General features: G+C 41.7%; 19 protein-coding genes. 13 read left to right on the top strand and 6 right to left on the bottom strand.

Annotated features, from left to right (window positions below; all coding sequences use genetic code 11):
- Positions 1 to 984: a hypothetical protein gene (locus AC1DUD_RS09125; protein ID WP_477373796.1), complete on the top strand. Its 984-nt coding sequence runs from the start codon at positions 1 to 3 to the stop codon at positions 982 to 984.
- Positions 985 to 1,082: 98 nt separating this feature from the next.
- Here AC1DUD_RS09125 and AC1DUD_RS09120 read toward each other — a convergent pair whose 3' ends face one another.
- On the bottom strand, positions 1,083 to 2,504 hold the full coding sequence (locus AC1DUD_RS09120; protein WP_477373793.1) for a pectate lyase family protein: 1,422 nt from the start codon (positions 2,502 to 2,504) through the stop codon (positions 1,083 to 1,085).
- A gap of 358 nt (positions 2,505 to 2,862) precedes the next feature.
- Positions 2,863 to 3,915, bottom strand: coding sequence for a class 1 fructose-bisphosphatase (fbp, locus tag AC1DUD_RS09115; RefSeq protein ID WP_477373791.1), 1,053 nt, complete (start codon positions 3,913 to 3,915; stop codon positions 2,863 to 2,865).
- A gap of 324 nt (positions 3,916 to 4,239) precedes the next feature.
- Between fbp and AC1DUD_RS09110 the strand changes: the two genes are divergently transcribed.
- From AC1DUD_RS09110 to AC1DUD_RS09070, 9 genes are all read left to right on the top strand, one after another.
- Positions 4,240 to 4,851 carry a TetR/AcrR family transcriptional regulator gene (locus tag AC1DUD_RS09110; protein ID WP_477373789.1) on the top strand — a complete coding sequence of 204 codons (612 nt, stop codon included), beginning with the start codon at positions 4,240 to 4,242 and terminating at the stop codon, positions 4,849 to 4,851.
- Between the two features lie 140 nt (positions 4,852 to 4,991).
- On the top strand, positions 4,992 to 6,371 hold the full coding sequence (locus tag AC1DUD_RS09105) for a TolC family protein (protein WP_477373787.1): 1,380 nt from the start codon (positions 4,992 to 4,994) through the stop codon (positions 6,369 to 6,371).
- Positions 6,372 to 6,382: 11 nt separating this feature from the next.
- On the top strand, positions 6,383 to 7,462 hold the full coding sequence (locus tag AC1DUD_RS09100) for an efflux RND transporter periplasmic adaptor subunit (protein WP_477373785.1): 1,080 nt from the start codon (positions 6,383 to 6,385) through the stop codon (positions 7,460 to 7,462).
- A complete protein-coding gene (locus AC1DUD_RS09095) occupies positions 7,459 to 10,518 on the top strand; it encodes an efflux RND transporter permease subunit (RefSeq protein WP_477373783.1) in 3,060 nt (1,019 codons plus the stop codon). The genes AC1DUD_RS09100 and AC1DUD_RS09095 overlap by 4 nt, the downstream gene beginning before the upstream one ends.
- 221 nt (positions 10,519 to 10,739) lie before the next feature.
- On the top strand, positions 10,740 to 13,466 hold the full coding sequence (locus AC1DUD_RS09090) for a TonB-dependent receptor (RefSeq protein WP_477373781.1): 2,727 nt from the start codon (positions 10,740 to 10,742) through the stop codon (positions 13,464 to 13,466).
- A 12-nt stretch (positions 13,467 to 13,478) separates the two neighbouring features.
- A complete protein-coding gene (locus tag AC1DUD_RS09085; RefSeq protein ID WP_477373779.1) occupies positions 13,479 to 14,687 on the top strand; it encodes a right-handed parallel beta-helix repeat-containing protein in 1,209 nt (402 codons plus the stop codon).
- 39 nt (positions 14,688 to 14,726) lie between these two features.
- Positions 14,727 to 15,725: a YncE family protein gene (locus AC1DUD_RS09080; protein ID WP_477373777.1), complete on the top strand. Its 999-nt coding sequence runs from the start codon at positions 14,727 to 14,729 to the stop codon at positions 15,723 to 15,725.
- Positions 15,726 to 15,732: 7 nt separating this feature from the next.
- Positions 15,733 to 16,314, top strand: coding sequence for a metallophosphoesterase (locus AC1DUD_RS09075; RefSeq protein WP_477373775.1), 582 nt, complete (start codon positions 15,733 to 15,735; stop codon positions 16,312 to 16,314).
- Between the two features lie 49 nt (positions 16,315 to 16,363).
- On the top strand, positions 16,364 to 16,765 hold the full coding sequence (locus AC1DUD_RS09070; protein ID WP_477373773.1) for a metallophosphoesterase: 402 nt from the start codon (positions 16,364 to 16,366) through the stop codon (positions 16,763 to 16,765).
- A gap of 12 nt (positions 16,766 to 16,777) precedes the next feature.
- Here the strand turns inward: AC1DUD_RS09070 and AC1DUD_RS09065 are convergent, their stop codons facing one another.
- Positions 16,778 to 17,440, bottom strand: a complete 663-nt coding sequence (locus AC1DUD_RS09065) for an ATP-binding cassette domain-containing protein (protein WP_477373771.1) — start codon at positions 17,438 to 17,440, stop codon at positions 16,778 to 16,780.
- The gene (locus tag AC1DUD_RS09060; protein WP_477373769.1) at positions 17,437 to 17,748 is read right to left on the bottom strand and encodes a hypothetical protein; all 312 of its coding nucleotides are present in this window, start codon (positions 17,746 to 17,748) and stop codon (positions 17,437 to 17,439) included. The genes AC1DUD_RS09065 and AC1DUD_RS09060 overlap by 4 nt, the downstream gene beginning before the upstream one ends.
- A gap of 219 nt (positions 17,749 to 17,967) precedes the next feature.
- On the opposite strand from AC1DUD_RS09060, the gene AC1DUD_RS09055 reads away from it, so the two are divergent.
- From AC1DUD_RS09055 to AC1DUD_RS09045, 3 genes are all read left to right on the top strand, one after another.
- The gene (locus AC1DUD_RS09055) at positions 17,968 to 20,796 is read left to right on the top strand and encodes a TonB-dependent receptor (RefSeq protein ID WP_477373767.1); all 2,829 of its coding nucleotides are present in this window, start codon (positions 17,968 to 17,970) and stop codon (positions 20,794 to 20,796) included.
- 11 nt (positions 20,797 to 20,807) lie between these two features.
- Positions 20,808 to 22,235, top strand: coding sequence for a hypothetical protein (locus AC1DUD_RS09050; RefSeq protein ID WP_477373765.1), 1,428 nt, complete (start codon positions 20,808 to 20,810; stop codon positions 22,233 to 22,235).
- A 330-nt stretch (positions 22,236 to 22,565) separates the two neighbouring features.
- Complete coding sequence (locus tag AC1DUD_RS09045; protein ID WP_477373763.1) at positions 22,566 to 23,120, top strand: histidine phosphatase family protein; 555 nt, start codon at positions 22,566 to 22,568, stop codon at positions 23,118 to 23,120.
- Positions 23,121 to 23,158: 38 nt separating this feature from the next.
- On the opposite strand, the gene AC1DUD_RS09040 is transcribed toward AC1DUD_RS09045, so the two are convergent.
- Both AC1DUD_RS09040 and AC1DUD_RS09035 read right to left on the bottom strand, forming a co-directional pair.
- On the bottom strand, positions 23,159 to 25,711 hold the full coding sequence (locus AC1DUD_RS09040; RefSeq protein WP_477373761.1) for a DUF5686 and carboxypeptidase-like regulatory domain-containing protein: 2,553 nt from the start codon (positions 25,709 to 25,711) through the stop codon (positions 23,159 to 23,161).
- A gap of 234 nt (positions 25,712 to 25,945) precedes the next feature.
- Positions 25,946 to 26,374: a PepSY-like domain-containing protein gene (locus tag AC1DUD_RS09035; protein WP_477373759.1), complete on the bottom strand. Its 429-nt coding sequence runs from the start codon at positions 26,372 to 26,374 to the stop codon at positions 25,946 to 25,948.
- Positions 26,375 to 26,566 lie beyond the last annotated feature (192 nt).

The raw sequence follows: 26,566 nt of genomic DNA, 5'->3' as shown, positions 1-26,566 counted from the left end.
ATGAAGCAGTTAAAAGGAAACAACAATAGGTTCTTTATTAGGTTGTTTATGGTGCTTGCAGCTTTTGTTGCCGTTGATCAGGTAACTGGCGCTTGCCTTTATTATTTTTTTACACACCAGGTTTCGGGCGAATATGCTGTGGCTAATCATGTGGTTTATAGTTTAAATGAGGATGTGTTGGTGTTGGGAAGCTCGAGGGCTTCACACCACTATAACTCGTCGCTTATAAAGGATAGCTTGAAACTAAGCTGTTTCAATGGAGGCAGGGACGGAGAAGGGCTTTTATACAGTACCGCCATATTTGAGCTGGCATTGCAGCGTCATGTACCTAAAGTGATTGTTTTAGACGTTACCAGTGATGTATTAAGCGAAAAGGAAGATGAAAAAAACAGGCTTTCCATTTTGCTGCCTTATTTAAAACAATCGGACGTTATTGGAAATGTGATTGAAAAGAAAGGGCGGCTGGAGTTATTAAAAAGCTATCTTCAAACTTACCGTTACAATGGCCAGGTAGTTTCCATATTTCAGCATTATTTTTTATCATCGGGTAACACAATTATGGGTTTTAACCCTTTAGATAATAAAATGGATGCAAGCAGAGTTTCAAAACATACTTCACTTAAACCATACTCGGATAGTATAGCTGCTGATAATGTGGATGCTTTGAATTTACTTATAACCAAATGTAAGCGGCAAAAAATCCAGTTGTTTGTTTTTGTATCGCCAAGATATAACGATGATACCAAGCAAAATTCTTATTTAAAATTGAAAAGTATTTGTAGTATCAATAAGGTTATTTTTCATGATTTTACGAATGATATGTCCTTTAAAAATCCGGAGTATTATTCGGATAGGGCACATTTAAACAGCAGGGGGGCCAATTTGTATACAGATACTATTGTGGCTTTCATGAAGAAAAGGTTAGCATCCGCAGTTAACGTTCAATATCTGAGTGAAAACCAAATTCCAATATCTCACAATTAATGTTACACCGTAATTTGTGTAAACAAAAAAGTAAAAGGCTGCTTTTATGATCATTCATAAAAGCAGCCTTTTACTTAAGTTGGGGGTGAATAAATTAATTAATTAACTGTTTTAACACCTGCTCCTGCTGTTACTACTGCCGGAACGTTTGCAGCAGCGTCAAGCAGTGTGCTGTAAGCATATGACGGCACCCAGGTTGATAAAGATGTGGTAATATTGTTGGCACCGCAATTAGAATAAATATTGGTTGATACCCCGCTGAAATAGCCTACAGGGTCGCCATCTAAATTAGTAGTAAGCGGTTTTTGACAGCCTGAGAAATACTCGTTATCTGTCCTTACCATACCACCGTATCGTGCACCTATTGAATAACCACTATTATTTAAGTGATAGTTGTTGTACATGTGGATACTTCCGAATACCAGTGTTGGTTCCCTTTCACCCACATTATACCAGTAGTTGTGGTGCAGGGTAACGTGTAATTTGCCTGTGTTGGCTGCAACTGCATCGCTTGTTACCGAACCAATAAGCACTGACAGGTTGGTGTCATGGAATTTGTTCCATGAAATGGTTACGTAGTCAGAACCTTCTGCAACACCGACGTCTTTACCCCAGTAATCCCAGCCATGGCTACGATCTGTAGCAAAATCGCAATGGTCAATCCAAACGTGGTGTGATTGGAATTTAACGTATATACCACATTCGGTTACATAGTTTCTAAACGTAACGTTTTGAATGATGATATTACTAACGGTGAAAAGGTAAAGGTTCATGCTCTGTAAAACAGCGCCGGTTTTACCAATGATGGTGGTATTTGAACCAACATACACAGGAGTTAAACCTGATCCGCTAATTGTTCCGGAAACATACACAATCTTGGCCGCATTTCCTGCTACTGCATTTTTGAACCCGGCAAGTGTGGTTACAGTTACTGCGGATGCACCTTTACCGCCGGTTGTAGTTCCGTTAACGGCAGCGTAACCGGTTAATACTGTACTTAATACAGAGCCGGATGCTGGTGTGGTAACCGGGGTGCTTGAAGCGGGTGGGGTAGTTGTACCGCTGCCTGCGGTTCCGGTAAGAGTGTAAGTGTACTTTCTTCCGTTTGTCAGAGGGCTGCTGTTGTCGGAAGTTGAAAAGTACAATCCAGTTTCCCAGTGACTGAAGCGACCTTTACCAAGGTCCCTGATGTCAGCGTGAACTGAGTGGGCCGGGCCTAATGCAACACCGTTTTCGTAAACTTTAAGTGTTGATACGGTTGGCTGTGAATTTGAATCTCCGCTTACGGAAATAGGGCTAACTTTGTAAGAGTAGCCTTCGTCTTTCCTGATCGAAGCAACGTCCATCGTGTAAACGGTGGGAGTTGTGGCTGTTGTTGCCAAGCTTGCGCTGGCGTTTAAATCATTAATTGGAACGGTTGCTGGTGTCTCTGCATTTTTGGAGCAACTTCCAATGAGGATAAGCGTACTCAATGCCAAACTGCCAAGAGTCATTTTTTTTAAGGATTTTGTTTTTTGCATGTTATAATTTTTAATTAAGCCCTCGAAACGTGGTCTTATATTAAAAATTACCGTTAATTTTTATCTAAAGATATAGACTAAAAGCTTAGATAGTTCAAAAGTGCCTATTCTGTTGTTTAAACGTATAAAATTGTGTGTATTTGTAACACGTATAGTTGTAAAGAATTTCACACTTCATGACATTTAAATGACAATTTTAGTTCAAACGAAAAAACAATTTTCGTCATTTATTGTCTGGTGATACTTCAAATTTAAGTTTTATCCAGTATTTTTAACTTGCAATTAAAGCGTTAAATTGTGAAGGCAGCTTTACAAAAAACTGTTGCTTAACCTGATCGCTATTGCATTTTTGACTTGCTTATTGAATTTTAACTTCTCCTTCAAACGATTTTACAAACAATTTCGGTGAAAAGGATGCCATAAATTCTTCAGCTTTGAGTACCATATCCATTGAGCCGATGAATATGGAAGAGCGTTGGTGCAACTCCTTTACTTCAATCTCCATAATTCGTTTGTATCCGTCTGATGCCTTGCCCCCTGCTTGTTCAACAATGTATGCCATCGGGTTGCATTCATAAATAAGCCGTAGTTTCCCTTTCTTGGCACCGGTAGTAGGAGGGTAGATAAAGATACCACCTTTTATTAAGGTTCGGTGTATATCCGCTACCATCGATCCTGTATATCTGGAAGTATACGGCCGTTGAGTATTAGGATCTTCTACCTGGCAGTATTTAATGTATTTTTTTACCCCATCCGGAAAATGGATATAATTACCCTCGTTTATAGAGTAAATTGTTCCTGTTGCCGGCACAGTCATGTTAGGATGTGAAAGGCAAAACTCTCCGATGGATGGATCAAGGGTAAAGCCGTTAACACCTTTCCCCGTAGTATAAACCAGCATGGTTGAAGACCCGTAAATAACATATCCCGCAGCCACCTGTTCGGTACCAAGTTGTAATACATCTTCGTTGGTAGATGATTTACCGTTCTCTGATTTTCTTCTGTAAATAGAAAATATGGTTCCTACGCCTACATTAACATCAATGTTGGATGAACCATCTAATGGATCAAGTGCAACAACATAGCTTGCTTCTTTTGAAATATCCGAATCAATAACCAGGTATTCATCATTTTCTTCCGAAACAACTATACAGCACTCTCCTCCGCTTCTTAAGGCTGCTATAAACTGCTCGTTAGCATAAATATCCAGCTTTTTTTGTGATTCGCCCTGAATATTGGACGAACCGGCATCTCCTAAAATATCTACCAAACCGGCTTTATTAATTTCCCTGTTTACTATTTTGGCTGCTATCCCGATATCACGTAACAACCGGGAAAGCTCGCCTTTTGCGTAAGGAAAGTCTTTTTGCCGCTCAATAATAAATTGTCCGAGAGTTTTAAATGCCGTCATATTTTCAAGGTTTAATGTTTTTAAATTCGGTTGGATAAAAGAAGATTTAAGTAAAATGGTTAAAAGGATATGCGTATCAATTGCCAATTATAGTATGTGATTTGCCTTTTGCATCTTCAATTCCGTTAATTATTTACGCAAACGTTTGCGTTTTTGCCGAATGATAAATTTAACAGAGATGTGATTTTTTGCCTGATAAACAGGTTGTTTGGTGTGAATTGTATCCCAAAAGCGATCAGTATTTTTGTTTTAGAATTGTAAAATGAATGCCTGATTGTAAATAATGAACAGTGTTCATTATATTTGCGGCGTACTTAATTTATCATGGGAGTAACTGACAGAAAAGAACGGGAAAAAACTGAAATGAGGGAGCTCATAAGGGCTACCGCTATGAAGATGTTCCTGGAGGACGGTTACGCCAAAACATCTATTCGCAGTATTGCTGAAGCGATAGAGTATAGCCCTGGTACTATATATCTTTATTTCAAAGATAAAGACGAGCTTTTATACGAAGTACAGGGTGAAGCCTACGGCCAGTTGCTGGAAGTTTTTAAGAAGGAGGCTACCAGTACCGATCCGCTTGAAAAGCTGAGGCAGGTGGGTAGGTCCTATATCAATTTTGGTCTCCAAAATCCAGAGCTCTATGATCTGATGTTCATTATCCGCGCGCCGATGAACGTTGACGAAGAGATACATAAGGCTAACGGTGGTAATTGTTTTGCTTTTTTGGTTGATTGCCTTTCTGATTGTATCAGTAAAAAGTTGCTGCGCATCAACAATGTGGAGCAAGCTTCGTTATTGGTATGGRCAACGGCGCACGGTTTAGTATCATTGAATTTGCGTTGCCGCCTAAAGATCATGGATCAGGCAGAAGAGGCCATCCCAGAAATTTTGATTAAATCAATGGAAGATTATTTAGCGGCTGTAACATTATAAAAAAAATTTAGTCCATCACTAAACATTGTTCATTGTTTAAACATGGGATAATATAAAATGGAGGTTCAGCTAACGTGAGAGCTTTTGGAAATTAATAAAACATTAAAAATTTTTTAACTAAATACTAAACATTGTTCATTATGTATACATCGTTCAAAATAAAATCAATACCAATCATAGCAATGTGCATGCTCATCGGCAGAAGCACATGGGGGCAAACCAGTCACAGGCAACTTGATGACTATATAACTACTGCATTTGCCCAAAATCAGGGATTAAAGGAACAGCAGTTTGATTTGGATAGGGCCATGGCTTCATTAAAGGAGGCACAAGCCATGTATTTACCGACAGTGAGCCTATTAGGTAGTTATACAAAGTCGTCGGGTGGGCGTACTATTGATGTTCCGGTGGGGGATTTGGTTAATCCTGTTTACACAGCATTGAATCAGTTAACCAATTCTAATAAGTTTCCGCAGTTAAAAAACGAATCCTTCCTGCTTAATCCTAATAATTTCTATGATGCCAAAGTACGCACCTCACTTCCACTCATCAATGCCGAGATTCGTTATAATAAGCTGATCAAACAGCAACTGATAACCAGTCAGCAGGCTGCGGTAAACGTTTACAAAAGGGCTTTGGTAAAAGATATTAAAACGGCTTATTACCGCTATTATCAGTCGTTGCAAAGTATAGCCACCTATAACAGCGCGATGACCTTAATCAAAGAAAACATCCGCGAGAATGAAAGCATGCTGCGCAACGGCGTACGGAACGGAACTGCTTTACTGCGATCTCAAACCGAAAAAGAAAAGACAAACGCCGCTCTGATCCAGGCGCAGCATGGTACGCAAAACGCTAAATCATATTTTAACTTTTTACTCAACCGCCCTTTGCAGGACACAATTATTGTCGAACCTGAAGCCATAGCTGATATTATTGCCACTCCTGATACTTCCGCAGGTACAAAACAGCGCGAAGAGCTAAAGCAATTGCGTACCATGCAACAGGTTTATACGCTCGATTATAAATTGCAGCGATCAGGCTTTATCCCTAAGCTCAATACATTTATTGACCTGGGTTCGCAGGGATTTGATTTTAATGTGAACGACAAAACCCGTTATTATTTGTGGGGCGTAAACCTGCAATGGGACATTTTTACCGGCGGGCAGCGTAAATACAAAGCTGAACAATCTAAAGCTAATTTTAATGCCGCCACTGCACAGCTTGATCAAACCGAACAATCCTTTCAATTACAGCTCGATCAGGCTTATCATAATTATCAGTCGGCCAAAGCGGCTTATAAAAGTGTTACTGCACAACTTCAGTTTGCCGCTAAGTATTATAACGATCAGCTAAAGGCCTACCGTGCCGGGCAACTCCTTTATCTTGAACTGGTAGACGCGCAGGATCAGCTAACAGGCGCGCGCCTGCAAATGGCCGGTGCACAGGCTAATCTGCAAATAACCCTCGCCGAGCTTGAACGTGATCAGGCCACTTACCCAATAAACAACTCCAACTAAAACAGATCGATATGAAAAAAATTAAATACACCGGTTTATTGCTGTTCATACCATTGATGTATGCCTGCAAATCACATCCCGCCATTGCTACTAACGAAGGCGGAGCCGATACCATTCCTGTGCAGGTTATACAGCTAAAGCAACAGGGTAACAGTGCCCCCATGGCTGTATCAGGACAGTTTACTACTGATGACGAGGTGATGCTTTCCTTTAAGATAGGCGGTATCATCAGCAGCCTGAATGTAAAGGAAGGCGATGCTGTAAAAAAAGGCCAGCTACTGGCAACGCTTAATCCCACCGAAATTAATGCACAGGTACAGCAAGCCAGCCTTGCAACTGAAAAAGCACAACGTGATTATGAGCGTACCCAAAACCTGTATAAAGACAGTGTAGCTACGTTGGAACAATTACAAAATAGTAAAACCGCTTTACAGCAGGCCCAGCAGCAGTTGAAGACAGCCTCGTTTAACCGTCAGTATTCGGAGATCCGTGCGCCAAAGGATGGTTATATTTTGCATAAGCTGGCCAATGTTGGGCAGCAGGTTACCGCCGGTACCGCTGTATTGCAAACCAATGGGGCTGAAGCAGGTAAGTGGATGCTGCGTGTTGGCATCAGTGATAGTGAGTGGGCTATTTTGCAACTCAATGATAAGGCAACTATTCAAACTACCGCTATACCTGGTCAGGTGTTACAGGGCGTTGTAACCCGCAAATCTGAAGGGGTGGACGCGGCAACCGGTACTTTTAGCGCAGATATCACCATTACCGGTAAAAAGCCTCAGGCTATTGCAGCAGGTATGTTTGGTAAAGCCACCATAACACCCGCACGACCTACTAATACCGGTAATGCCACATGGCAGATCCCGTATGATGCTTTGTTAGATGGTGATGGAAACAGCGGCTACGTATTTATAACCGACGATAACAAAACCGCCCATAAAGTAAAGGTAACCGTTGTCGGTATCGACAAAAACACAGTGATCATCAGCAGCGGATTAGCCGATGCTAAGTCATTGATCATATCAGGCTCGGCCTACCTTACCGATAACAGCGCAATAACCGTTCAATCACCTAAAACTGCGGCCAAATGAAGATCTCGGATTATGCTGTAAAAAACAGCCAGTTTACCCTCGTGATCTTTATCATGATCATCGCTTTAGGGATCACCACTATGTTGAACATGCCCCGGTCTGAAGATCCGGAAATGCACCCGCCTTCGTTCCTGGTTATTGTTAATTATCCGGGCACAAGTCCGCGGGATATCGAGGATAGGGTGGTAACGCCTTTGGAGAAAACTATAGGTAGTCTCGATGATATTAAACGCATCCGTACCACTATCTCAAACGGTGTTGCAGTACTTCGTGTTGAGTATAAATACAGCAGTAATATTGATTCCAAATACCAGGAAATAGTACGCGAAGTAAACAATAAACGGAGCGAACTGCCAACAGATGTTGCGGGCATCGAGATTCAAAAGCAGCAACCTACCGATGTAAACGTATTGCAGGTTGCGTTGGTATCAGAAAATGCGGCCCGCAGCCAGTTACAGCATTTTGCCGAAAAATTACAGGATGAACTGGAGAAGGTTTCTTCGCTTAAACAGGTATCTATTTATGGTTTGCCCGGTCAGCAGGTACGTGTTGAGCTCGACCTGGAAAAAATGGCGCAAATGCATCTGCCTGTAAGTGCTATTGTAAACAGCTTGCACAGCGAAATGGCAAGCATCCCCGGTGGGAGTATTGATGCCGCCCATTTAACGTTCAATATTAAAAGCAATGACTATCGCAGTCTTGAAGCGGTGAACGGTACCGTTGTTTATGCTGCCAATGGCAAAAACATCCTGCTAAAAGATGTGGCACATGTATACTACGGCTATGGCGAAGAAAAGCACATCACCCGTCTTAACGGGCATCGTTGTGTATTTGTAGTGGCCGCCCAAAAGGATGGCGAAAACATTAACAAAACCCAGGCCGATTACAGCAAGGTACTTGCCAACTTTAAAAAACTGCTACCTGCCAATATCGACCTTGTTCAAAACTTTGACCAGGCCGATAATGTGAACAGGCGGCTAACCGGCTTAAGCCATGATTTTATCATAGCTATATTACTGGTAGCGGTTACGTTGATGCCTTTAGGTTTTCGCCCGGCGGTTATTGTGATGATCTCTATCCCGCTTTCATTGGCTATTGGTATTGTGTTGCTGCAGCTTTTCGGATTTAACCTTAACCAATTAAGTATTGTGGGTTTGGTTGTGGCGCTGGGACTTTTGGTGGATGATAGCATTGTGGTGGTCGAAAACATTGAACGCTGGATGCTGGAAGGCCACACGCGGCTGGAAGCGACACTGAAGGCAACAGGGCAAATAGGTAAGGCTGTTGTAGGCTGTACGGTGATCCTGATCATTGCCTTTATGCCGCTGGTGTTTTTACCCGAAGGCTCGGGCGATTTCATCAGGTGTTTGCCGCTGGCTGTAATATTTTGCGTGCTGGCATCTATGCTGGTATCATTAACTTTTATCCCGTTCCTGTCGAGCCGGTTATTGAAAAACCATACCGGTCACCCTGATGGTAACCTGATTATGCGCGGATTGAAAAAACTGATTCACGGCAGTTATGCACGTTTATTGGATAAGGCGTTGCAGAAGCCGTTTTTAACTATTGGCGTTGCCGTGGTGTTATTTACAGCTTCTATCTATTTGTTCGGGGTTATCGGTTTTAGCCTGTTCCCATCTTCAGAGAAACCGCAGTTCCTGATCAATATCACTACACCTAATCAATCCAACCTGCCTTATACTGATACTGTTACGCGGGAAATTGAAAAGCAATTAAAGCAGGAGCCGTTGATAAAATACTACGCAACAAACGTAGGGCACGGTAATCCAAGGATCTATTACAACGTAATTTCAGAAAACAATCGCAGCGATTTTGCGCAGTTGTTTGTGCAGCTTGATAACGATACCCGGCCGGATGAAAAGCTCGCACTCATCCAGAAACTCCAAAACCGCTGGGCGCATTATCCGGGTGCTAAGGTAGAGGTGAAAAACTTTGAACAGGGCCCGCCGGTTGTCGCGCCGATAGAAGTACGTTTGTTTGGCGATAACCTGGATACCTTGCGTGCCTATTCGCTTAAAGTTGAAAAACTGCTGCACCAAACGGCAGGTACCATGTACGTAAATAACCCGGTGAGCTTGCTGAAAAGCGACATCCGCATAGCGGTGAATAAAGAAAAAGCGCAGCAATTAGGTGTTAACTCCTTAGCCGTTGATCAGATTGCGAGGTTGGCCGTTACCGGGCTCGATATGGGGACTTACTATAATAACGATAATAAGTACGGTTACACCGTGTTGCTTACCCGAGTAAAAGAAGGACGCCCAAGCATGGATGCTTTCCGCAATTTGTATGTGAACAATGCGCAGGGCAGTGCTTTACCGCTTAACCAGGTAGCAAACCTGCAGTTAGAAGCTTCGCCGGCAGTTATCAACCACCAGGAAAAGAAGCGTGTAGTATCGGTACAGGCTAATGTGCAAAAAAGCTTTTTGGTGAGCCGTGTAATTGATGACGTAACGCAAAAAATGGATAAGCTGAAACTGCCGCCGGGGTATAGTTACGAAATGGGCGGTGAGGTTGAATCAAGAAACAACTCCTTTGGTGGTTTTATGAGTATTATCCTGGTAACTGTATTCGTATTTGTTGCCGTATTGGTATTGCTATTCAAGACCTTTAAAAGTACGCTAATCATTCTATCGGTTATTCCGCTTGGGGTAGTAGGGGCGGCTGTGGCACTTTGGGTTACCGGTAATTCGCTGTCGTTCGTGGCAATTATAGGTTTAATAGCATTGGCCGGTATTGAGGTTAAGAATACTATTTTACTGGTTGATTTTACCAACCAGCTAAGGCAGCAGGGCAGGAGCTTGCAGGATGCCATTCGTGAAGCGGGTGAAGTGCGGTTTTTACCTATCGTACTAACTTCGTTGACAGCTATCGGTGGTTTGATTCCCATAGCTATTTCAACTAATCCGTTGATATCTCCATTGGCTATAGTGCTTATTGGGGGATTGATCAGTTCTACTTTATTGTCGAGGATTGTAACGCCAATAGTTTACGAGCTGATTCCGCCGGCTATCACCGCCGATCAGCAAACCAGTTAATTGAAGTTATTACTACCCCGGCAGCTTAATAAAAATGCGGCCGGGGTGTATAATTTGTTAACTGCATATTCTCAATATGTGTTAAAAATATACACAAAACCAATGATTAACCTTGCTAATGTTAATGTATGGTTATCAATTGGTTAACGATTTTTGTAAAGCTCATTTATTCAGTATTACTCCAGATTTAGCACGGTGTTTTGTCAAAAAACATGTGTTATATGATCAATAAAATTTACCTGTTATTTCTGTTAACCTTCTTCACATCAATTGCCTCGGCACAAACCGGCGGAATAAAAGGACAAATAATTGACGCGCAAACAAAAGAACCGTTAAGCGGCGCCTTTGTCCATTTCGATAACAAAAATGGAGGCTCCGTTACCGATGCATTTGGTAATTATGCTATTACCGGGGCTAGTCCCGGGACGTATAAGCTTAAAATAAAATACATAGGCTATACAGAGTACAAGCAGGATATCACCATTACGGCCGGCCAGGTATCTGTAATTAATATCCGGCTTTCAGAAAAGGCAGAAGAGCTTAAAACTGTTAAAGTTTACGGCACAACCAACGCCGAGTCTGAATCATCATCCCGCCATAAGGAAAATAAGGCGGATAATATTATTAATGTGCTTTCGGCGCAGGCTATGCAGCGATCGCCGGATATTAATGCCGCAAACGCCCTGCAACGTGTTTCGGCAGTTACTATCCAGCGTAACAGTGGTTCGGACGAGGCTTATGCTATTATAAGGGGTTTAGAACCACGTTATAATAATACATTAATTAATGGCGTAAAGGTTACAAGTCCCGATCCTGTTTCACGGTTCATCTCATTAAGTATTGTCCCTTCAGATCTGTTAGAAAGCGTAGAGGTAAGTAAAAGCCTTACGCCAGAAATGGAAGGCGATGCAATAGGCGGAACTGTAAACCTTGTTTTTAAAGATGCTCCCGAATATGAGTACTTTAAGGCCAACGGTTCAATAGGTTACAGTGCTATTTTCTTTAACCGCAGGTTTGATGATTTTTATCATGGTGCGGTGCAAAGTAAAAGCCCAACCGAAAGATTTGGAGCAGGTTATAATGCCCCTCCGGGTTATTTTTCAAGGGCAAATCTCGATTTTACAAAAAAGAATGCCCCGCCCACCTCATTGCTCGGCTTTACCTATGGGCGCAGGTTCCTGAAAAACAAACTGGGATTTATTATTGCCGATAGCTACCAAAACCAGTTTTATGGTACAAATTCGGAGTTCAATGTAGCCCAGCCCGATATCAGGGCGGGTAAAAACTTCCAGCCGGTTCTGTCAGATGTGGCCAATAGGGCCTATTCAACTCAGCAATTAAACAATGGGTTGTCGGCTCATTTGGATTATAAGTTTGACGATAATAACAAGATCAGCGTTGATAACGTGTTCCTTTACACGCACCTTGCACAAACACGCTTGAGTGTCGATACTTCGATATTGGGAGGTAATGGCGGCAGGATAGGGCCGGGTACAGGTACCGTGTTTAATGATAACCGGTCAAATATTCAAAACCAGTATGTCGAAAACCTTAAGCTAAGCGGTAAGCACGTCATTGAAAAGCATTTCCTTTTTGACTGGGCAGGCGTTTACAGTAATGCTACCCAAAATGCTCCGGACAGGGCCGATATATCCATCAACCATTTAATTAATCCTGATTTTACAAGCACTCCCGATTATTTTGATAATATATCGAGGATCTGGCAAAAAAGCGGAAATAAGGACCTGAGCGCTATGGCCAATATCGGCTACAAAACCGGGCTGGGTGAAAAAAGTGCTATTGAATTAAAGGCAGGCGGCCTTTACAGGCATAGTACACGCTACAACCACCAAAACCAATACATTTTGAGGCCGGCAGCCACTGCCAACGGAGGTAAAAGCGGTTTTACCGATATATACTCGGCCAACTTTGTAGTTTATAATCAAACTGGTACCGACCAAAGCGACAAAACCAATTATACAGCTTATGAAGATATAACCGCCGGTTACGGTGAAGTTAAGCTTGTACTGGATAATTTAGCAGTTATTGGTGGTGTACGTATTGAAGGTACTCAACAGGGATATGATACCCATCCGGTGGTACTGGACATCCGCAGTAATGCAAAGAAAACCTACACGGACATTTTGCCAAGTGTTCAGTTAAAATATAAGCTTACCGAAAACTCAAATTTAAGGGCATCTTACTTCAAATCGATAGCACGCCCGGCATTGTATGAACTGGTACCTACACCAACCCTTGGCGAAAGTACCGATGTTACAGGTAACCCACTTGTAAAGCATACCGAGGCCGATAACTATGATATCCGCTATGAATTGTTTCCCGGTAAAGAACAGCAATTGTTTATTGGCGGGTTTTACAAAAATATCATCAACCCAATTGAGTTTGCGTTAAATGATTCACAAAACGGGCAGCTTAACACTTCGCCGCAAAACTTTGGTACAGCCAAGGTTACAGGTGCAGAAATAGTTTACAGCAAGTATTTTGGCGATCTCGGGGTATCAGGCAACTACACCTATACTTACTCTAACATAAAAACCACAAAACTTTATACTTCTACCGATGCAAACGGAGTATCTACAACGGTGCCCAGGTTGCAAAGCAGGCCATTGCAGGGGCAAACAGGCGATGTGCTGAACCTGTCATTGTTATACAAAAATGATAAGCAAAAGGCATTTGTTCAACTGGCTTATACGTACACCAGTAAGACCCTTTCGCTGATCTATCCAAATTACGGCTATGATTATTATCAGCAGCCGCAATCGTTCCTGGCCTTATCTGGCGAAAAGCAGGTTGCCAGGCACCTTGTTTTAACAGTTAAAGTAAACAATATACTTAACACCCCAACAACAGTGCTTATTAATAACCTGGTACAATCAAAAGATTTGTACAACGTGAGTTTCAATGCAGGTTTCAGGTATTCATTATAAAAGCATCAAATTATGAAAGCAAAAAATATAATTATGTTAGCGGTTGGCTTCATGGCGGCTGCAACGTTTAACAGTTGTAAAAAAGCTGAGCTAACTACTTTTACTAAAATTAAAATACCAACTTCAAGCCCTATACAGCCTGGTAATATTAGTGGCTTTATTAAAGGTACCCTGGTAACCGGCGAAACTTATACCATAACAGCTGATATAACGGTAAAAAAGGGTGATACCCTTTATGCTCAGCCCGGTGCAAACGTTATTGTGAAAAATAATTCACAGATCAATATCCAGGGTGTCTTAAAATTAGTGGGGACTAAAGATCAGCCGGTATCCTTTAATTCAGATTCAAATAAGCCTGGTACCTGGGGTGGTTTTCAATGTGATACCGCACAGGCCATAACCATAATCTGGACGCACGTTGATAACACAGGCGGACCCGATGATTCCGGAAGTCCACGAGGTACCTTAAAGGTTAAGGCCGCTGTAAATGTAGATATTGAAGATTCATGGTTTACCAACGGCCAGGATGACCTGATGGCTTTAAGCAATGGCGCGAAAGTAACTATTTTAAGAAACACGATCAGCTCATCGGGCAGTACCGATGGAGAAGGCATTAACCTGAAAACAGGTGTTACCGGTACCGTGGCTTATAATGTGATTTTTAGCCAGGCAGGTTCGGGTGTTAAGCTTGAAACCAGCTCAAGCAAGCCTTTTCCGCAAACAGAGGTAAATGTGTACAACAATACCCTGGTTTCAAATGGTTGGCGAAGAGGTTCGGCGGAGCCGGGTAGGGCTGTTTCTGTGGGGGTAAATGCTATTGGCCATATTTTCAATAATATTATCGTTAATGATTACCACGGGATTGAACTATTTGACGATGGGGATATCACACATACAACTTATGGCAATAACCTGTTTTATGCTACTGTTGATACCTATGCCGATTTGGTTGACCCAACATTAAAGATCAATATCAGGGATGGCTTTTACCCCGCATCAGGTTTAGGTAAACCTCAAGCTACCGATTTGATCTCAAAAAAGATTGGCGATAAAGATCCGCTGTTTGTGAAGTTTGATGGTACGGTGGCTGCACCTAACGGATTTCCTAATACCAACGATTTTCACCTTCAAAGTACATCACCAGCGTTTAGTGCAGGCAATACGCAATATAACCTTGATCTGGGTGCTTATACCAGTGACGGCAAGGGGAATAAACATTAAGCACCTATATCTTAATATAACTCAATTATAAAAAACATCATGAAAAAAATAGTGTTATTGTTTCTTTTAAATGCCGGCCTGTTTTCAGGGGCAAAGGTATTTGCTCAAAATTATGTATTGGATAAAACCATCGCCTTACCCGGTAATGGTGGCTATGATTATGTGTTTATTGATCAGCCTAATCATATGTTATATGCATCGCATGGGACCGAAGTAAATGTGGTTGACCTGAAAACCGAAACCGTTAAAGGTACCATTGGCGATATGAAAGGTGTGCACGGTATTGCGGTTGATAATGAACTTAACAAAGGTTTTATCAGCGATGGCAAAGCCGATGAGGTTATTGTGTTTGATATCAAAACGCTGGCCGTGATTACCCATATTCCATTAGATCATAAGGGTGCTGATGCCATTATTTTTGATCCCTATTCAAAAAAGATATTCACGTTTAATGGCCATAGCAGCAGTTCATGTGTGATTGATCCGGTGTCAATGAAACAAATTGCGGCAATTGACATGGGAGGTGCCCCTGAGTTTGCTGTGGCCGATGGTAAAGGGACTATCTACAATAACCTGGAGGATAAAAGCAGCCTGAATGTAATTGATACAAAAACATTAAAGGTTTCCAAAAACTATAACCTAAACCCTTGCGGCGGACCAACAGGGATAGCTATGGATAAAGAGAATCAAAAATTATTCACTGTATGCCGCGAAAACAAGGGCCTCAGTGTGGTTGATATCCCAACGGGTAAAGTAATCCAAACCCTGCCAATTGGCGCGGGTGTTGACGCTGTTGTGTATGATCCGGCTAAAAAAATGCTCGTGGCTTCAAATGGTGATGGAACCGCCAGTATTTTTAAACAGGATGCTCCCGGTACTTATAGCCCTGTGCAAACATTAACCACGCAATACCGTGCTAAAACTATGGCTGTTGACCTGAGTACACATAAACTTTACTTCCCGGTTGCTGATTATGAGCAGGGAACCAAAACCTTGATGCCCGGTACTTTTAAGTTGCTTGTTTACCGTCAGCAATAACATAAATATGAAAAGAAGAGATTTTGTAAAAAACACAACCCTATCCGCAATTGGTGCTTCGCTTATTGCACCCTTAGGTGCTTTTGCGGCAAACAGGGTAACACATTTAACAAGCGAAGAGCTGACATTGCTGCCTGCAATCAAAGATGATTATTCCCTGCATTTTATGGCATTGGGCGACTGGGGCCGTAACGGCGAATATGACCAGGTGGAAGTTGGTAAGCAAATGGGCCTTTGGGGGGCAGCACATCCAAATGATTTTGTTATTTCGGTTGGTGATAACTTTTACCCCAAAGGTGTTGTAAGTGAGTTTGACCCATTGTGGCATTATTCGTTCGAGAATATTTATACCGCGCATTCATTGCAGTGCGACTGGTACCCGGTTTTTGGCAACCACGACTATCACTCGGATGTTGATGCCCAGATCAGGTATAGCAAAATAAGCCGCCGCTGGAGTATGCCGGCACGGTATTACTCGAAAGAAATAAGCCTGAACAAGGCTAAAAATAACGAAGACGAGGCTGTCAAGAAAGAACCAAAGGAAAAGAAGCAGCAGGCTAAAGCGAAAGCTCTTTTGATATTTATTTGATACCGATCCTTTTTTACATGAAGCACAAGCCCAATACGTTGAAAAGCAAATGCAATGGCTTAATGAAACACTGGCGAATGCATCTGAAGATGTAAAATGGAAGATCGTGATCGGTCATCATCCTTGTTATTCTGTAGGACCCCGTATCGATAACTACGATACGTTAACCATGAGAAAAGCATTGACTAAAACTTTTGAAGAACATAAAGTCGACGTTTATCTTTCGGGACATGAGCATTCATTGCAACACCTGAAACCCGAAGGGTTTACACATCAGTTTATTTCAGGTGCGGGATCTGAACTCACAAAGGTCACGGAAGGTGTTCCTTATAGCCGTTTCCAGGCTTCAGCGCATGGGTTTATGTATTTTGCCATAGATGAGAAACGATTAAATGTAAGGGCGATAAATTACCAGGGTGAGATACTTTATCAAACGGAACTTACTAAATAAAAATAGATAGGATCAGGGAGCTATCCGTGCATAACCCAGGTTTTTCAGCTCGTGTTTATTGTTTATTAAATGGGTTTTACCGTTTGATAAACAATAAACACGATCGCTGATCTCTAAAATATGGTTATACATATGATCGGTTATCATAATCCCTTTATTGGCTCTCTCTTGTTGTAAAAACAGTTTTACATTTTCAATCTGTAAAGGGTTTAAATGTGTAAAAGGCTCATCTAACATAATGAACCGGGCGGGTGATTTGGCTATTACATAAATTTCAAGCAAACGCCGCTGGCCACCGGACAGTGTTTTTACCCTGTTTTCCTGTATCATTCCTGTCTCGGGGAATTTATTCTGAAAGTGTTTATAATCCAGTTTAAAATCTCTGAAAACCTGGCTCAATTTTAAATGTGCAGGTATAAAATGAAATTGCGGAAGGTACATTAATAAATCCGGATGTTTGAAGGCATTGGTGATCTTTACACCGTCAAAACCGATATAGCTATTGGTGACTTTTAGGTTACCAAGGATAATGTGCATTAAACACGTTTTTCCTGTTCCGTTTCTTCCCAGCAAACCTATTATCTCGTTGGTATGGCATTTCATGAAAATACCGGCAAGTAGCCGGTGATTGTTGAATTGGAGCTCAATACTATCAATCTGAAGGGTATGAGTCATATGGCCATATAAGTTGAGGTAAATAATATCAAAAACAAAATGAAGTCAATTGTCGAGGTCGCTATGATTAATGTCCCTTTGGATACGCCAAGGTTTTGATAATAATAAAGCGTATGTTTTTTGCCGTTAATAGTTAAATAAAGTATGACAGACATAGTTATTATTTTATACCAGATCAATGTGGTTAAGATGAAATGCGCTTTAGCCCCATAAAAAAGAAGCAGGATCAGCGTACTTAGCGTCACACAAAAATCGGCAAAGAAAAAACCAGAATAAAACCTGCAGATCAGCATTAATTTTCGCATCATCCAGCAAACGTAATATTGCCGTAATTATTGGATTCCTATACGCGTTTTGCCAAAGATTATTGGAAGCCGTTTTTAATAATTAAAAGACTTGGAGCACTTAATTAGCCTGTGATGTTAAGTTTGTATTAAGTTTAAGTTATGGATTATTCATAGGTCTCTTTATTCAATTTTTCTCCAACTTTCAGCGGGTTTCTTTGCGGAAAATTAAACCCGTTGTTCATGAAATACCCTTACTTTCTTAACAGGCTATTACTATTATTTTCAATATGCCTGCTATTTTCCTTTTCGGCAATGGCCCAAACCATAAAAGGAAAGGTAACCGATGCTAAAACCGGCGAACCCCTTACCGGTGCAACTGTGCACTTAACCCAAGATGGGCTTAGCAAGTTTGTAGCTGTTAACCTGAATGGGTCTTACAGTTTTAAAAACTTAAAGAATGGGCCTTACAAAATACAGGCTAATTATGTTGGCTATGGCCCCTCTAAAATTAGCGAAGGTAGTATTACCTCAAGCAGTGATGTAACTACAGTAAATATTGCTCTGCAGGACGCCAGTATGCAAATGACGGAAATACAGGTTAAAGGCCAGGGCAATAAAGAATCTGATGGCGCGGTACGCGGCATCGAAAAAAACGCGCCGATGGTTATCAACGTGCTTTCGGCAAATACCATTAAACTACTGCCCGATGTTACCGTGGCCAATGCCTTACAGCGTGTTAGTGGTGTAACTATTCAGCGCTCGGCAAGTGGAGAAGGGCGTTACGCTATCATCAGGGGCATGGACCAGCGTTACAACTCAACCCTGGTAAATGGTATTAAAATACCAAGTCCAGACGCCCAGTACCGTTTTGTGCCGATGGATATATTTCCTTCAGAAATGCTGGAAAGGCTTGAAGTGATCAAAGCACTTACCCCAAGCATGGAAGGTGACGCTATTGGCGGCGTAATGAACCTGGTGATGAAAAGCGCACCAAGCCAATTTACGTTCAGCGCTAACGTATCAGGTGGCTTTTCTACATTGTTTTCATCAAGCAGACCATTTGTTGGTTTTAACGCATCGCCTAACAGCAAATCTCCGGCAGCTATTAATGGCAACAGCTATGCTGCTACTTATGCTGACTTCAGTAATAAAGCACTCACAAGCGATAAAAACATCTCAACTCCATTTAGCTCAACCGCAGGTATCACCATAGGTGATAGGTTTTTGGATAAAAAATTAGGCGTTATTGTATCGGCAAGTTATCAGAATATATACCGTGGCTCTAACTCAAAGCAACTTACGCCAAATGCGCAGCCATCGGCTATTCCATTGCCTAACTCGCCGCAGTTTTCTGATGCTTATGACCGTACTTATTCAACCCAGACAGAACGTGTTGGCATCCACAATAAAATAGATTACGCGTTTAACGACAAAAACAAGATCTCGTTATATAACCTTTACATCCATCAAAGCGAATTTGAATCGCGCTTTACTTCAGATACCCTGGGCCTTGGTTTAAACTCAACAGGTTTAAGCAAACAAATCACCATTTCAAACAGAAGCACTTTAACCAAGCAAAATATTTACAACTCAACCTTGCATGGTGAGCATTGGCTTGGTAACGAATGGCGTTTAAACTGGGATGGAGTATATTCAGAAGCTACCAGGCACCAGCCTGACAGGACCGAGTTTTTCTATGATGCCAATAAAACCCTTAATAATTCAGGAGCTGTAACCGCTGAGGTAGATAACAACACCCAGTTAGATCATCATTGGGAAAATAACAGGGATAAAGACCTTTCGGGATATGCAAACCTGATCTATACACCCAAAATTGCCGGTAAAGACGTTGAATTTTCGGCGGGTGGTTTATATCGCCACAAGGTAAGAGATGCTGATTATATCACTTATTCGTTAACCGGTGGTAAATCAACCTTGTTTAACAATAATTTTAATGCCATTCCTTTTGCATTTAATTCAGCAGCCGATGGTATTGGTAGTAATAACCCCGATCTGCAAAACAACTACCATGTAAGGGAAAATGACAATGCCGAATATTTGCAAGTTAAGTTTGATCTGTTCCCGAAACTCCAGGTATTAGGCGGTGTACGTGTCGAAAATACCGATTTGACCTATGCTACACAATCGCCCGAAACGGTTACTCAAAGAAGCGGCAATATCAAGTATACTGATGTATTGCCAAGTATCCACTTACGGTATCAACTAACTGACAACCAAAATATCCGTGCATCATACTTTGCAGCAATTAGTCGCCCTGGTTTTGGCGAACAGGTGCCATATAAAGTTACGGGCGAGTATTATGACCAGGTTGGTAATCCTTTGTTAAAACATATCACTGCCGATAATTACGATGTGCGATACGAGTTTTTTCCTGGTGGTGCTGATCAGTTATTGTTAGGTTCATTCTACAAAAAGATCTATAACCCTATTGAGTACTTTGTTGTGCGTAACGGTGGTCCGAGCGATCAGGTTATTAAACCTCAAAATGATCCGGGGAATGCTACCAACTATGGTTTTGAGGCTTTGGCCACTAAGTTTTTTGGTGTGATAGGTTTTTCTGTTAACTATACCTATACCCACTCAAGGATAACTACCAATAAATTATTGTACTCAAATGATCCGGTTTTAGGTTTACAGCAAACCAATGTGAATGAAACACGTCCGCTGCAAGGTCAGGCAGATCACGTGGGTAATGCATCTGTGTTATACAAGAGTGCAAAGTTAGGTTTAGACATGCAGCTGGCCTTTGTTTATACCGGCGAGCGCCTGGCACAGGTATCCCCATATTATAACCTCGATTTTTACCAGCATGCCTACAATCAGTTAGATTTTTCTTTTGAAAAAACTATTGCTAAAAAGCTATCCTTTTATGGCAAGGTTAATAACATAACTAATGCGGCCAGTAAAATCTATTTAAAATTCCCGCATGGCAGCCTTGATGCAAAACAACAGGAGTTTTTAGGCAAACAGGATATTGCAGGGCAAACGCTTGTTCAAAGCGACTATTACAAAACACTGTTCCTTGGTGGTTTCAGGTATAAATTATAATAAACGTAACGATGAAAAAATATATAATCCCAGTTATTTGTATCCTGATGGCAGCGGCATTTTCCGGCTGTCAGAAATGGAAAGGTGAACACTCCGATATTTACAGCTATACACCGCCGGCAGCAAACCCGGTAAGTGATAAAGCCCCGCTATCATGCAGCGCAAGCGGTACAAGTGTTATCCCGGTAAAAGGTACCATGCTTAGCGGCAAAACTTACACTGTTGAAGATGGTTGCGACCTGGTGATCAACCCAACCGATACTTTATTAATGCAGCCTGGTGTCAGGTTAAATATGGGCGTTGGAAGCAGCCTTATAGCTCTTGGTACATTGGTAAGCAACGGTTCAAAAGATCAGCCAAACTGGATCACCGTTCCGGGTATTGTGAAAAATGATGCACCGGGTGGCCTTACTGCCGCAGCCGATCCAGCCTATGCAGGCAAGTGGAAAGGGATTATTGGCGGCCCTACCTGTAATTTGCTCGTATTACGCTGGACACACGTTGAATATGCTGGTTTAACAGAAGGTAAAGCCACATCAACTATTGCAGGTGCAGGCACCGGCAACCAGTACAGTATTTTATTTGCCAATTACAACGGCAACTTTATTATGGAAGATTCCTGGCTGTACGGTGGTGTGGATGACCCGATCCGGATCTCGGCGGGTAAAATTGCCATCTTCAGAAATACTTTTGAAAAAAATGGCGTTAGCGGAGGCGACTGTTTAAATGCTAAGGGCGGTACTGTAGGTACTATGGCCTATAATATTTTTATGGGTACCGCAACCAACGGACAAAAAGCTTCAAACAAAGGCCAGGCAACAGGTGCCCCGCAAACCAATATCGTGATGTACAACAATACATTCGTTAGCGGCGGCTACAGGCAGGTGCAAAGCGGTCGTGGTGGTTGTATCAACTTTGAAGAAGGTGCAGCGGGTATGTATTACAACAACGTAGCCATCAATTGTAAGTTTGGTTATCGCGTAGTTGGCAGCCCTGTTGCGGATGTTGCCCACCTCTCATACGGTAACAACTACCAGTGGGCCGATTCATTGAGCGTAGCAAACCAGTTTTATCCTACGGGCTATATTACACAACCACAAAGCACGGATATTCCTTCAATTACAACATCGGCAAAATACCTGCCTGCAAATTATACATTAGGCTCTATTTATGATGGCACCGATGTTGTGCAGAAGAATAACCCGATGTTCCTGAATTTTCCGCTTCCTACAGTTGGCCACCCGTTATATCAATATAGTGCAATCGGAAACTTTAATTTCCATTTGCTGGCTAATTCGCCACTGATTGGTAAAGGTAATACCACTATAAAACCATTAATTACTGTGCCGCTTGATAAAATATACGGTTTATCGGATGCAACATTACCAGGTGTTGATCTTGGTGCATACCAGTTAAACGGTTCTGGGAATCAGCACTAATAATTTTTTAACTATTTAACTAAGGATGAGGCTGTATCACAAATCATGATCAGCCTCATTTTTTTACTTATTCAGATACTTAAGCGATATATAGTTTCGGGTTGACTCTACTTAAAAAAAGGGGGTTAACAGGGTTAACACAATTCGGGGTTAATATTTATTTATTTAGCTAATAATCAGTTAGTTGAGTGTATTTTATCAAAAAACATGTTAACTCCCTTTTGTATAGATATTATCGGCTAAATTTCAATTTACAGGTAACACAACACCGAGGGGTGGTCAATTTGACTTATGGTACAGCCTCATCCTTTTTATAAACTCAATTACAAAATGAAAAAAATCATTTGTATCCTTTTTTTATCTATCATATCTCCCTTAGCCATACTGTCGGTTAAGGCCCAGTCAGCTGATTTAAAGATTGTCTTTATCCGCCACGCCGAGAAACCGCTTAAGGGCGATAATTTGAATTGCCAGGGCATAAACAGGTCGTTGAAACTGCCCGCCGTAATAACAGCCAAATTTGGTGTCCCTGATAAAATATTTGTTCCCGGCTTAGGACTGGGAGAGGCTACCAAGCATGCCAGGATGTTTCAAACTATTGTGCCGCTTGCAGCTAAGTACAATTTAACTGTAAATAGTTCCCGCACAGAAAAGGACTCTTTAGGTTTGGCTGCCGATTTAAAGAGCCGTACAGGTGTAATACTGGTAGTATGGGAGCATGGCGGTATAGCGCCGATTGTGCGTTCATTGAGTGTAAAACAAGACAACTTAAAATGGCCTGATGACGATTATGACAGCATTTGGATCGTGACCTTTAAAAATGGCATGGCTGTTCTTTCGCGTGATAAGGAAAATATCGATCCGGGAAAAGATTGCAATTTTTAATTGTTACTGATGAGTTCCGGCTATAACCGGAACTTGTTTTAAAAATCCGGGTTGAAACTAAATTTAACGCCATATTCCGCGGCGCCCGGATGGTCAAGGTAGTTAAACCTTTTGATCCCATCCACCCTCAAAAATTTAAATATATTACCTATGCCTACGCCAGCCTCTACGTAAGGCTTAGTGCCTAAGGCGTAAGTACCGTTTGCACCATCACCGCCTACCGGGAATCGGAATAAATTAGATGAATAAAGCGGGTTGTTCTCATTGCGTAAACCACCATATAATACTTTGGCTGATAGGTATTCTCTCCATTTCAGATGTTTTATCAATGGGAATTTATTCAGCAAAAAGCCGTTGAAGCTATGAGTTAAGTTGATACCCGCGTAATGGTCGCTTACAAACTCAAGGTACGTCTGTTGGTTATACGCATCCTCGTTATAAGCCAGCGATTGGTTTGCCGGGGCGATGTTCAGGAGTGGAAAGGGCACTTTACCCATTAAATAATTTCCAAGTATAGTAATATCAGTATAACCAAGCTGAGAGAGGTAGAAACGCTTGAAAATGCTTGCTTTAACGCTTGTGAAATCATACGCACCGTTGAACAGGCCCTTAAAACCGTGATTGATCTGCAAATTCATGATCGGGTATTTGCTGTAGACGGTGCGGCGGTATACCGTTCCCTGTAAGATCTGTTCATGAGGTGCATACCTGAAGGCGAGGTTCAGCTCGCTGGTTGTCAGGTCATGCAGCAAGGTGTTAGCCTCATCGTTGTATTGAAATGCCAGTGACGCGGCCGGACGTTGGTTCCAGTTTCTGAATGCCAGATCGAACGAAAAGTGGTTTTCAAAATCCTTTACATATTCAATTTTGGCAATCTTACTATAAAGCCAGTATGTTGTTTTCCCTGTGGAAAATGAGGAAAGTGCAGCTTGCTGATTGATGGTTGAAAGATCCCTTCCAGGTACGTCGACATCGTTCTGATAACTTGCCTTAAGGTAGTCGTTAGGGTAGCGGTAAAAAGGTGTTTTATTAAATGAGTAGAAAGTAGCGATATTGTATTTAAATGCTTTATCACGTACCCCGTAAGCGCCAAAGCCCTCAAAATATATTGATTTGCTTAATTCGGGATTGGTACGCCCGCCGAGCTGAAAACGAGATCCTTCCTGACTGTCACGCGAGTAAATTGTTCCAATGGGGCCAATCATTACAGGCCCCACCTTAGCATAACCGCCAGTGAAGGTAGCCGCAACCCAGGTCGCTCTTTTAAATTGCGGCATTTTTTCTAACCTGGAAATGCGCGGATAGATCTTCGATTGATGATCTGACAAGGTATCGGGCCGTTGCTGTGTCCAGTACGCGGTATCTGGTTTGTTGGCATCGGCTGCTATCTGTAATTCTTTGCCATCGTAAAAAGTGGCGCTAAGTGGTTTATCTGCAACGTAGTTTGATAAAAACACCGTTCGTTCACCCATCAGACCCAGCCCTTTGTTTTTTAAAATACCAAAGTCGGCTTTAACATCACTTTTACTTAAAAAATATTTGCCACCGGGATTTTGCTCAAAATCAAGCGTGATCTTAAGCGTTCGCATAAAATTAATGTTGATCTGCTTGTTTACATCCAGCTCGCACGATCGTACTGCATAGTTGCCGGTCATGCTCACCATTAGTTTACCTTCAAAAAGCAAATCGCCTTTTGTGCGTGGTGTAAAGCTTAGCTCTATCAGTTTTTCCTTGCCTGTTTGTATAGTGTCGGTAATAAAGAATTTGTAGTAGTTAGGAGAGTGATCGGCAATGGGGCTGAGGAACTGGTTGGTTATAATGAAAACGTTGTTTTCGTAAATATCGATGTCATTACCATAAAGCCTGTTCATATAAACGTCCAAACCTGCAGTATCAAGAAATTTAAGCACATTGGCTTCTTTTTGCGCTTTCAGCACCCGTATAGATTTAGCCGGATTTTTACGGTAATAATTTTGGTATTGCTTTTCGCTAAAATAGGCGGGGAGCAGCACCTGTGTTTGTCCGTTGTTTTTGATCGTATCAAGCATAAACTGATACATTTTAAAATAACGGCTGTTCATTAATTTGGCGGGAACGTCGATAAATGACAGATTGATCCGTTCATATTGATCATATTGCAGGTAATCGGCACTTTCCATCCGGTTTTGTTTTTTATGGTCGATAACCTGCTGAATGAGTTCGACTGCCGGATTGCCTTTGTTGCGATAACGCTGTTTTTTGCCTGAAACCACAGTAACTTCTTTTAGCTGGGTTTGACTGCCATGAAGCCTTATGTGAAGAACGTTGACCTGTCCGGGTTTAATTACTTTGACAATGGTTTGATAGCCAATGTAAGAGAAGGAAATATGTGTAAACGCTCCCGGGGCGTTTAACTCAAATTTTCCATCCGGGTCTGCAATTGTTCCGTATTTACCGCCGGTAAGTTTAACATTAATACCGGGAAGCGCTTGCCCGGAGACATCATCTACCACTTGCCCTTTAACGCTTGTTATTACCGAGGATTGTGTTTTCTTAACGCTGTCCGGTTGCTGCGCTGTGCCGCACAGCGGAAACAATATGAAAATAAGCAACGGTGTTAAAATATTGGAAAATAACAGTCTTGTTGAGCTTGACGTTCGGGAATAAATCTCAAAAGAGGATAGCAAATTGTGGTAGATTAAAAATACAAAAAGAGTCCGGTTTTATTCATATTCCGGGCGTGAACCCGGAATATGCTTTACAATTGTCTTAAACGTACAAATTAAATTTGAATTGTTACAAAAGATAGTATTATTTTAAGATTAACTGGATTGTGACGACCGAACTCAATCAACTTTAATAAACCTGCCGCTTTCGTCAAATAACAGGTCTTTTCCTTTTATTTCTGCTTCAAACGTCTTTTTGCCCGCAGCATTGGTTACATGTCCGGCTTCCTTAACTTTTGCGCCTTTGTAATTGGTTTTAATGTATTCAAAAACAGCGGAAGGCAGTTGGCTAACCGGCATCGCATCAACTTCTTCAACAAATTCGCCCGCTGGGGTAAATGTTACCGAAGTATCCTCACCCGATTTACCGCCCCAATTGGCTTCATAATTTCCTTTCTCTTTTTCCCAGGTGACTTTTGTTGCATTCGGATATTTTTTGGCGAGGCCTTGTTTTACTGCCGCAGGTACTTCTAAACCAATGGCTGCATTTGCAATAGCACCAGTGCCAAGCAGGGCGGCAGTGATGGTTAATAAGGTGATCTTTTTCATAAGTGCTTTTATTTGATTTATACTAATGTAATGCACCAATCTGGAGAAATATGGTGCGCATAAACCGGCTTGATTTTAATTGAATCAAACTTGAACGGGTTTGAACCGGGGAATGTAACTCACCCCGCTAATTTTGTTTTGCAGATCTGTATATAACAAAATCACCATTAAAATAAACTTAACCACCGCGTT

The sequence above is a fragment of the Mucilaginibacter sp. P4_A11 genome (genome assembly GCF_056402535.1).
This window is presented reverse-complemented; position numbering and strand designations above follow the sequence as displayed.

Excerpts from the sequence above, each read along its gene's own strand:
- AC1DUD_RS09125 (WP_477373796.1), top strand. The coding sequence starts at position 1 with ATGAAGCAGTTAAAAGGAAACAACAATAGGTTCTTTATTAGGTTGTTT.
- AC1DUD_RS09120 (WP_477373793.1), bottom strand. The coding sequence starts at position 2,504 with ATGCAAAAAACAAAATCCTTAAAAAAAATGACTCTTGGCAGTTTGGCA.
- fbp (WP_477373791.1), bottom strand. The coding sequence starts at position 3,915 with ATGACGGCATTTAAAACTCTCGGACAATTTATTATTGAGCGGCAAAAA.
- AC1DUD_RS09105 (WP_477373787.1), top strand. The coding sequence starts at position 4,992 with ATGTATACATCGTTCAAAATAAAATCAATACCAATCATAGCAATGTGC.
- AC1DUD_RS09100 (WP_477373785.1), top strand. The coding sequence starts at position 6,383 with ATGAAAAAAATTAAATACACCGGTTTATTGCTGTTCATACCATTGATG.
- AC1DUD_RS09095 (WP_477373783.1), top strand. The coding sequence starts at position 7,459 with ATGAAGATCTCGGATTATGCTGTAAAAAACAGCCAGTTTACCCTCGTG.
- AC1DUD_RS09090 (WP_477373781.1), top strand. The coding sequence starts at position 10,740 with ATGATCAATAAAATTTACCTGTTATTTCTGTTAACCTTCTTCACATCA.
- AC1DUD_RS09085 (WP_477373779.1), top strand. The coding sequence starts at position 13,479 with ATGAAAGCAAAAAATATAATTATGTTAGCGGTTGGCTTCATGGCGGCT.
- AC1DUD_RS09080 (WP_477373777.1), top strand. The coding sequence starts at position 14,727 with ATGAAAAAAATAGTGTTATTGTTTCTTTTAAATGCCGGCCTGTTTTCA.
- AC1DUD_RS09075 (WP_477373775.1), top strand. The coding sequence starts at position 15,733 with ATGAAAAGAAGAGATTTTGTAAAAAACACAACCCTATCCGCAATTGGT.
- AC1DUD_RS09070 (WP_477373773.1), top strand. The coding sequence starts at position 16,364 with ATGCAATGGCTTAATGAAACACTGGCGAATGCATCTGAAGATGTAAAA.
- AC1DUD_RS09065 (WP_477373771.1), bottom strand. The coding sequence starts at position 17,440 with ATGACTCATACCCTTCAGATTGATAGTATTGAGCTCCAATTCAACAAT.
- AC1DUD_RS09060 (WP_477373769.1), bottom strand. The coding sequence starts at position 17,748 with ATGATGCGAAAATTAATGCTGATCTGCAGGTTTTATTCTGGTTTTTTC.
- AC1DUD_RS09055 (WP_477373767.1), top strand. The coding sequence starts at position 17,968 with ATGAAATACCCTTACTTTCTTAACAGGCTATTACTATTATTTTCAATA.
- AC1DUD_RS09050 (WP_477373765.1), top strand. The coding sequence starts at position 20,808 with ATGAAAAAATATATAATCCCAGTTATTTGTATCCTGATGGCAGCGGCA.
- AC1DUD_RS09045 (WP_477373763.1), top strand. The coding sequence starts at position 22,566 with ATGAAAAAAATCATTTGTATCCTTTTTTTATCTATCATATCTCCCTTA.
- AC1DUD_RS09035 (WP_477373759.1), bottom strand. The coding sequence starts at position 26,374 with ATGAAAAAGATCACCTTATTAACCATCACTGCCGCCCTGCTTGGCACT.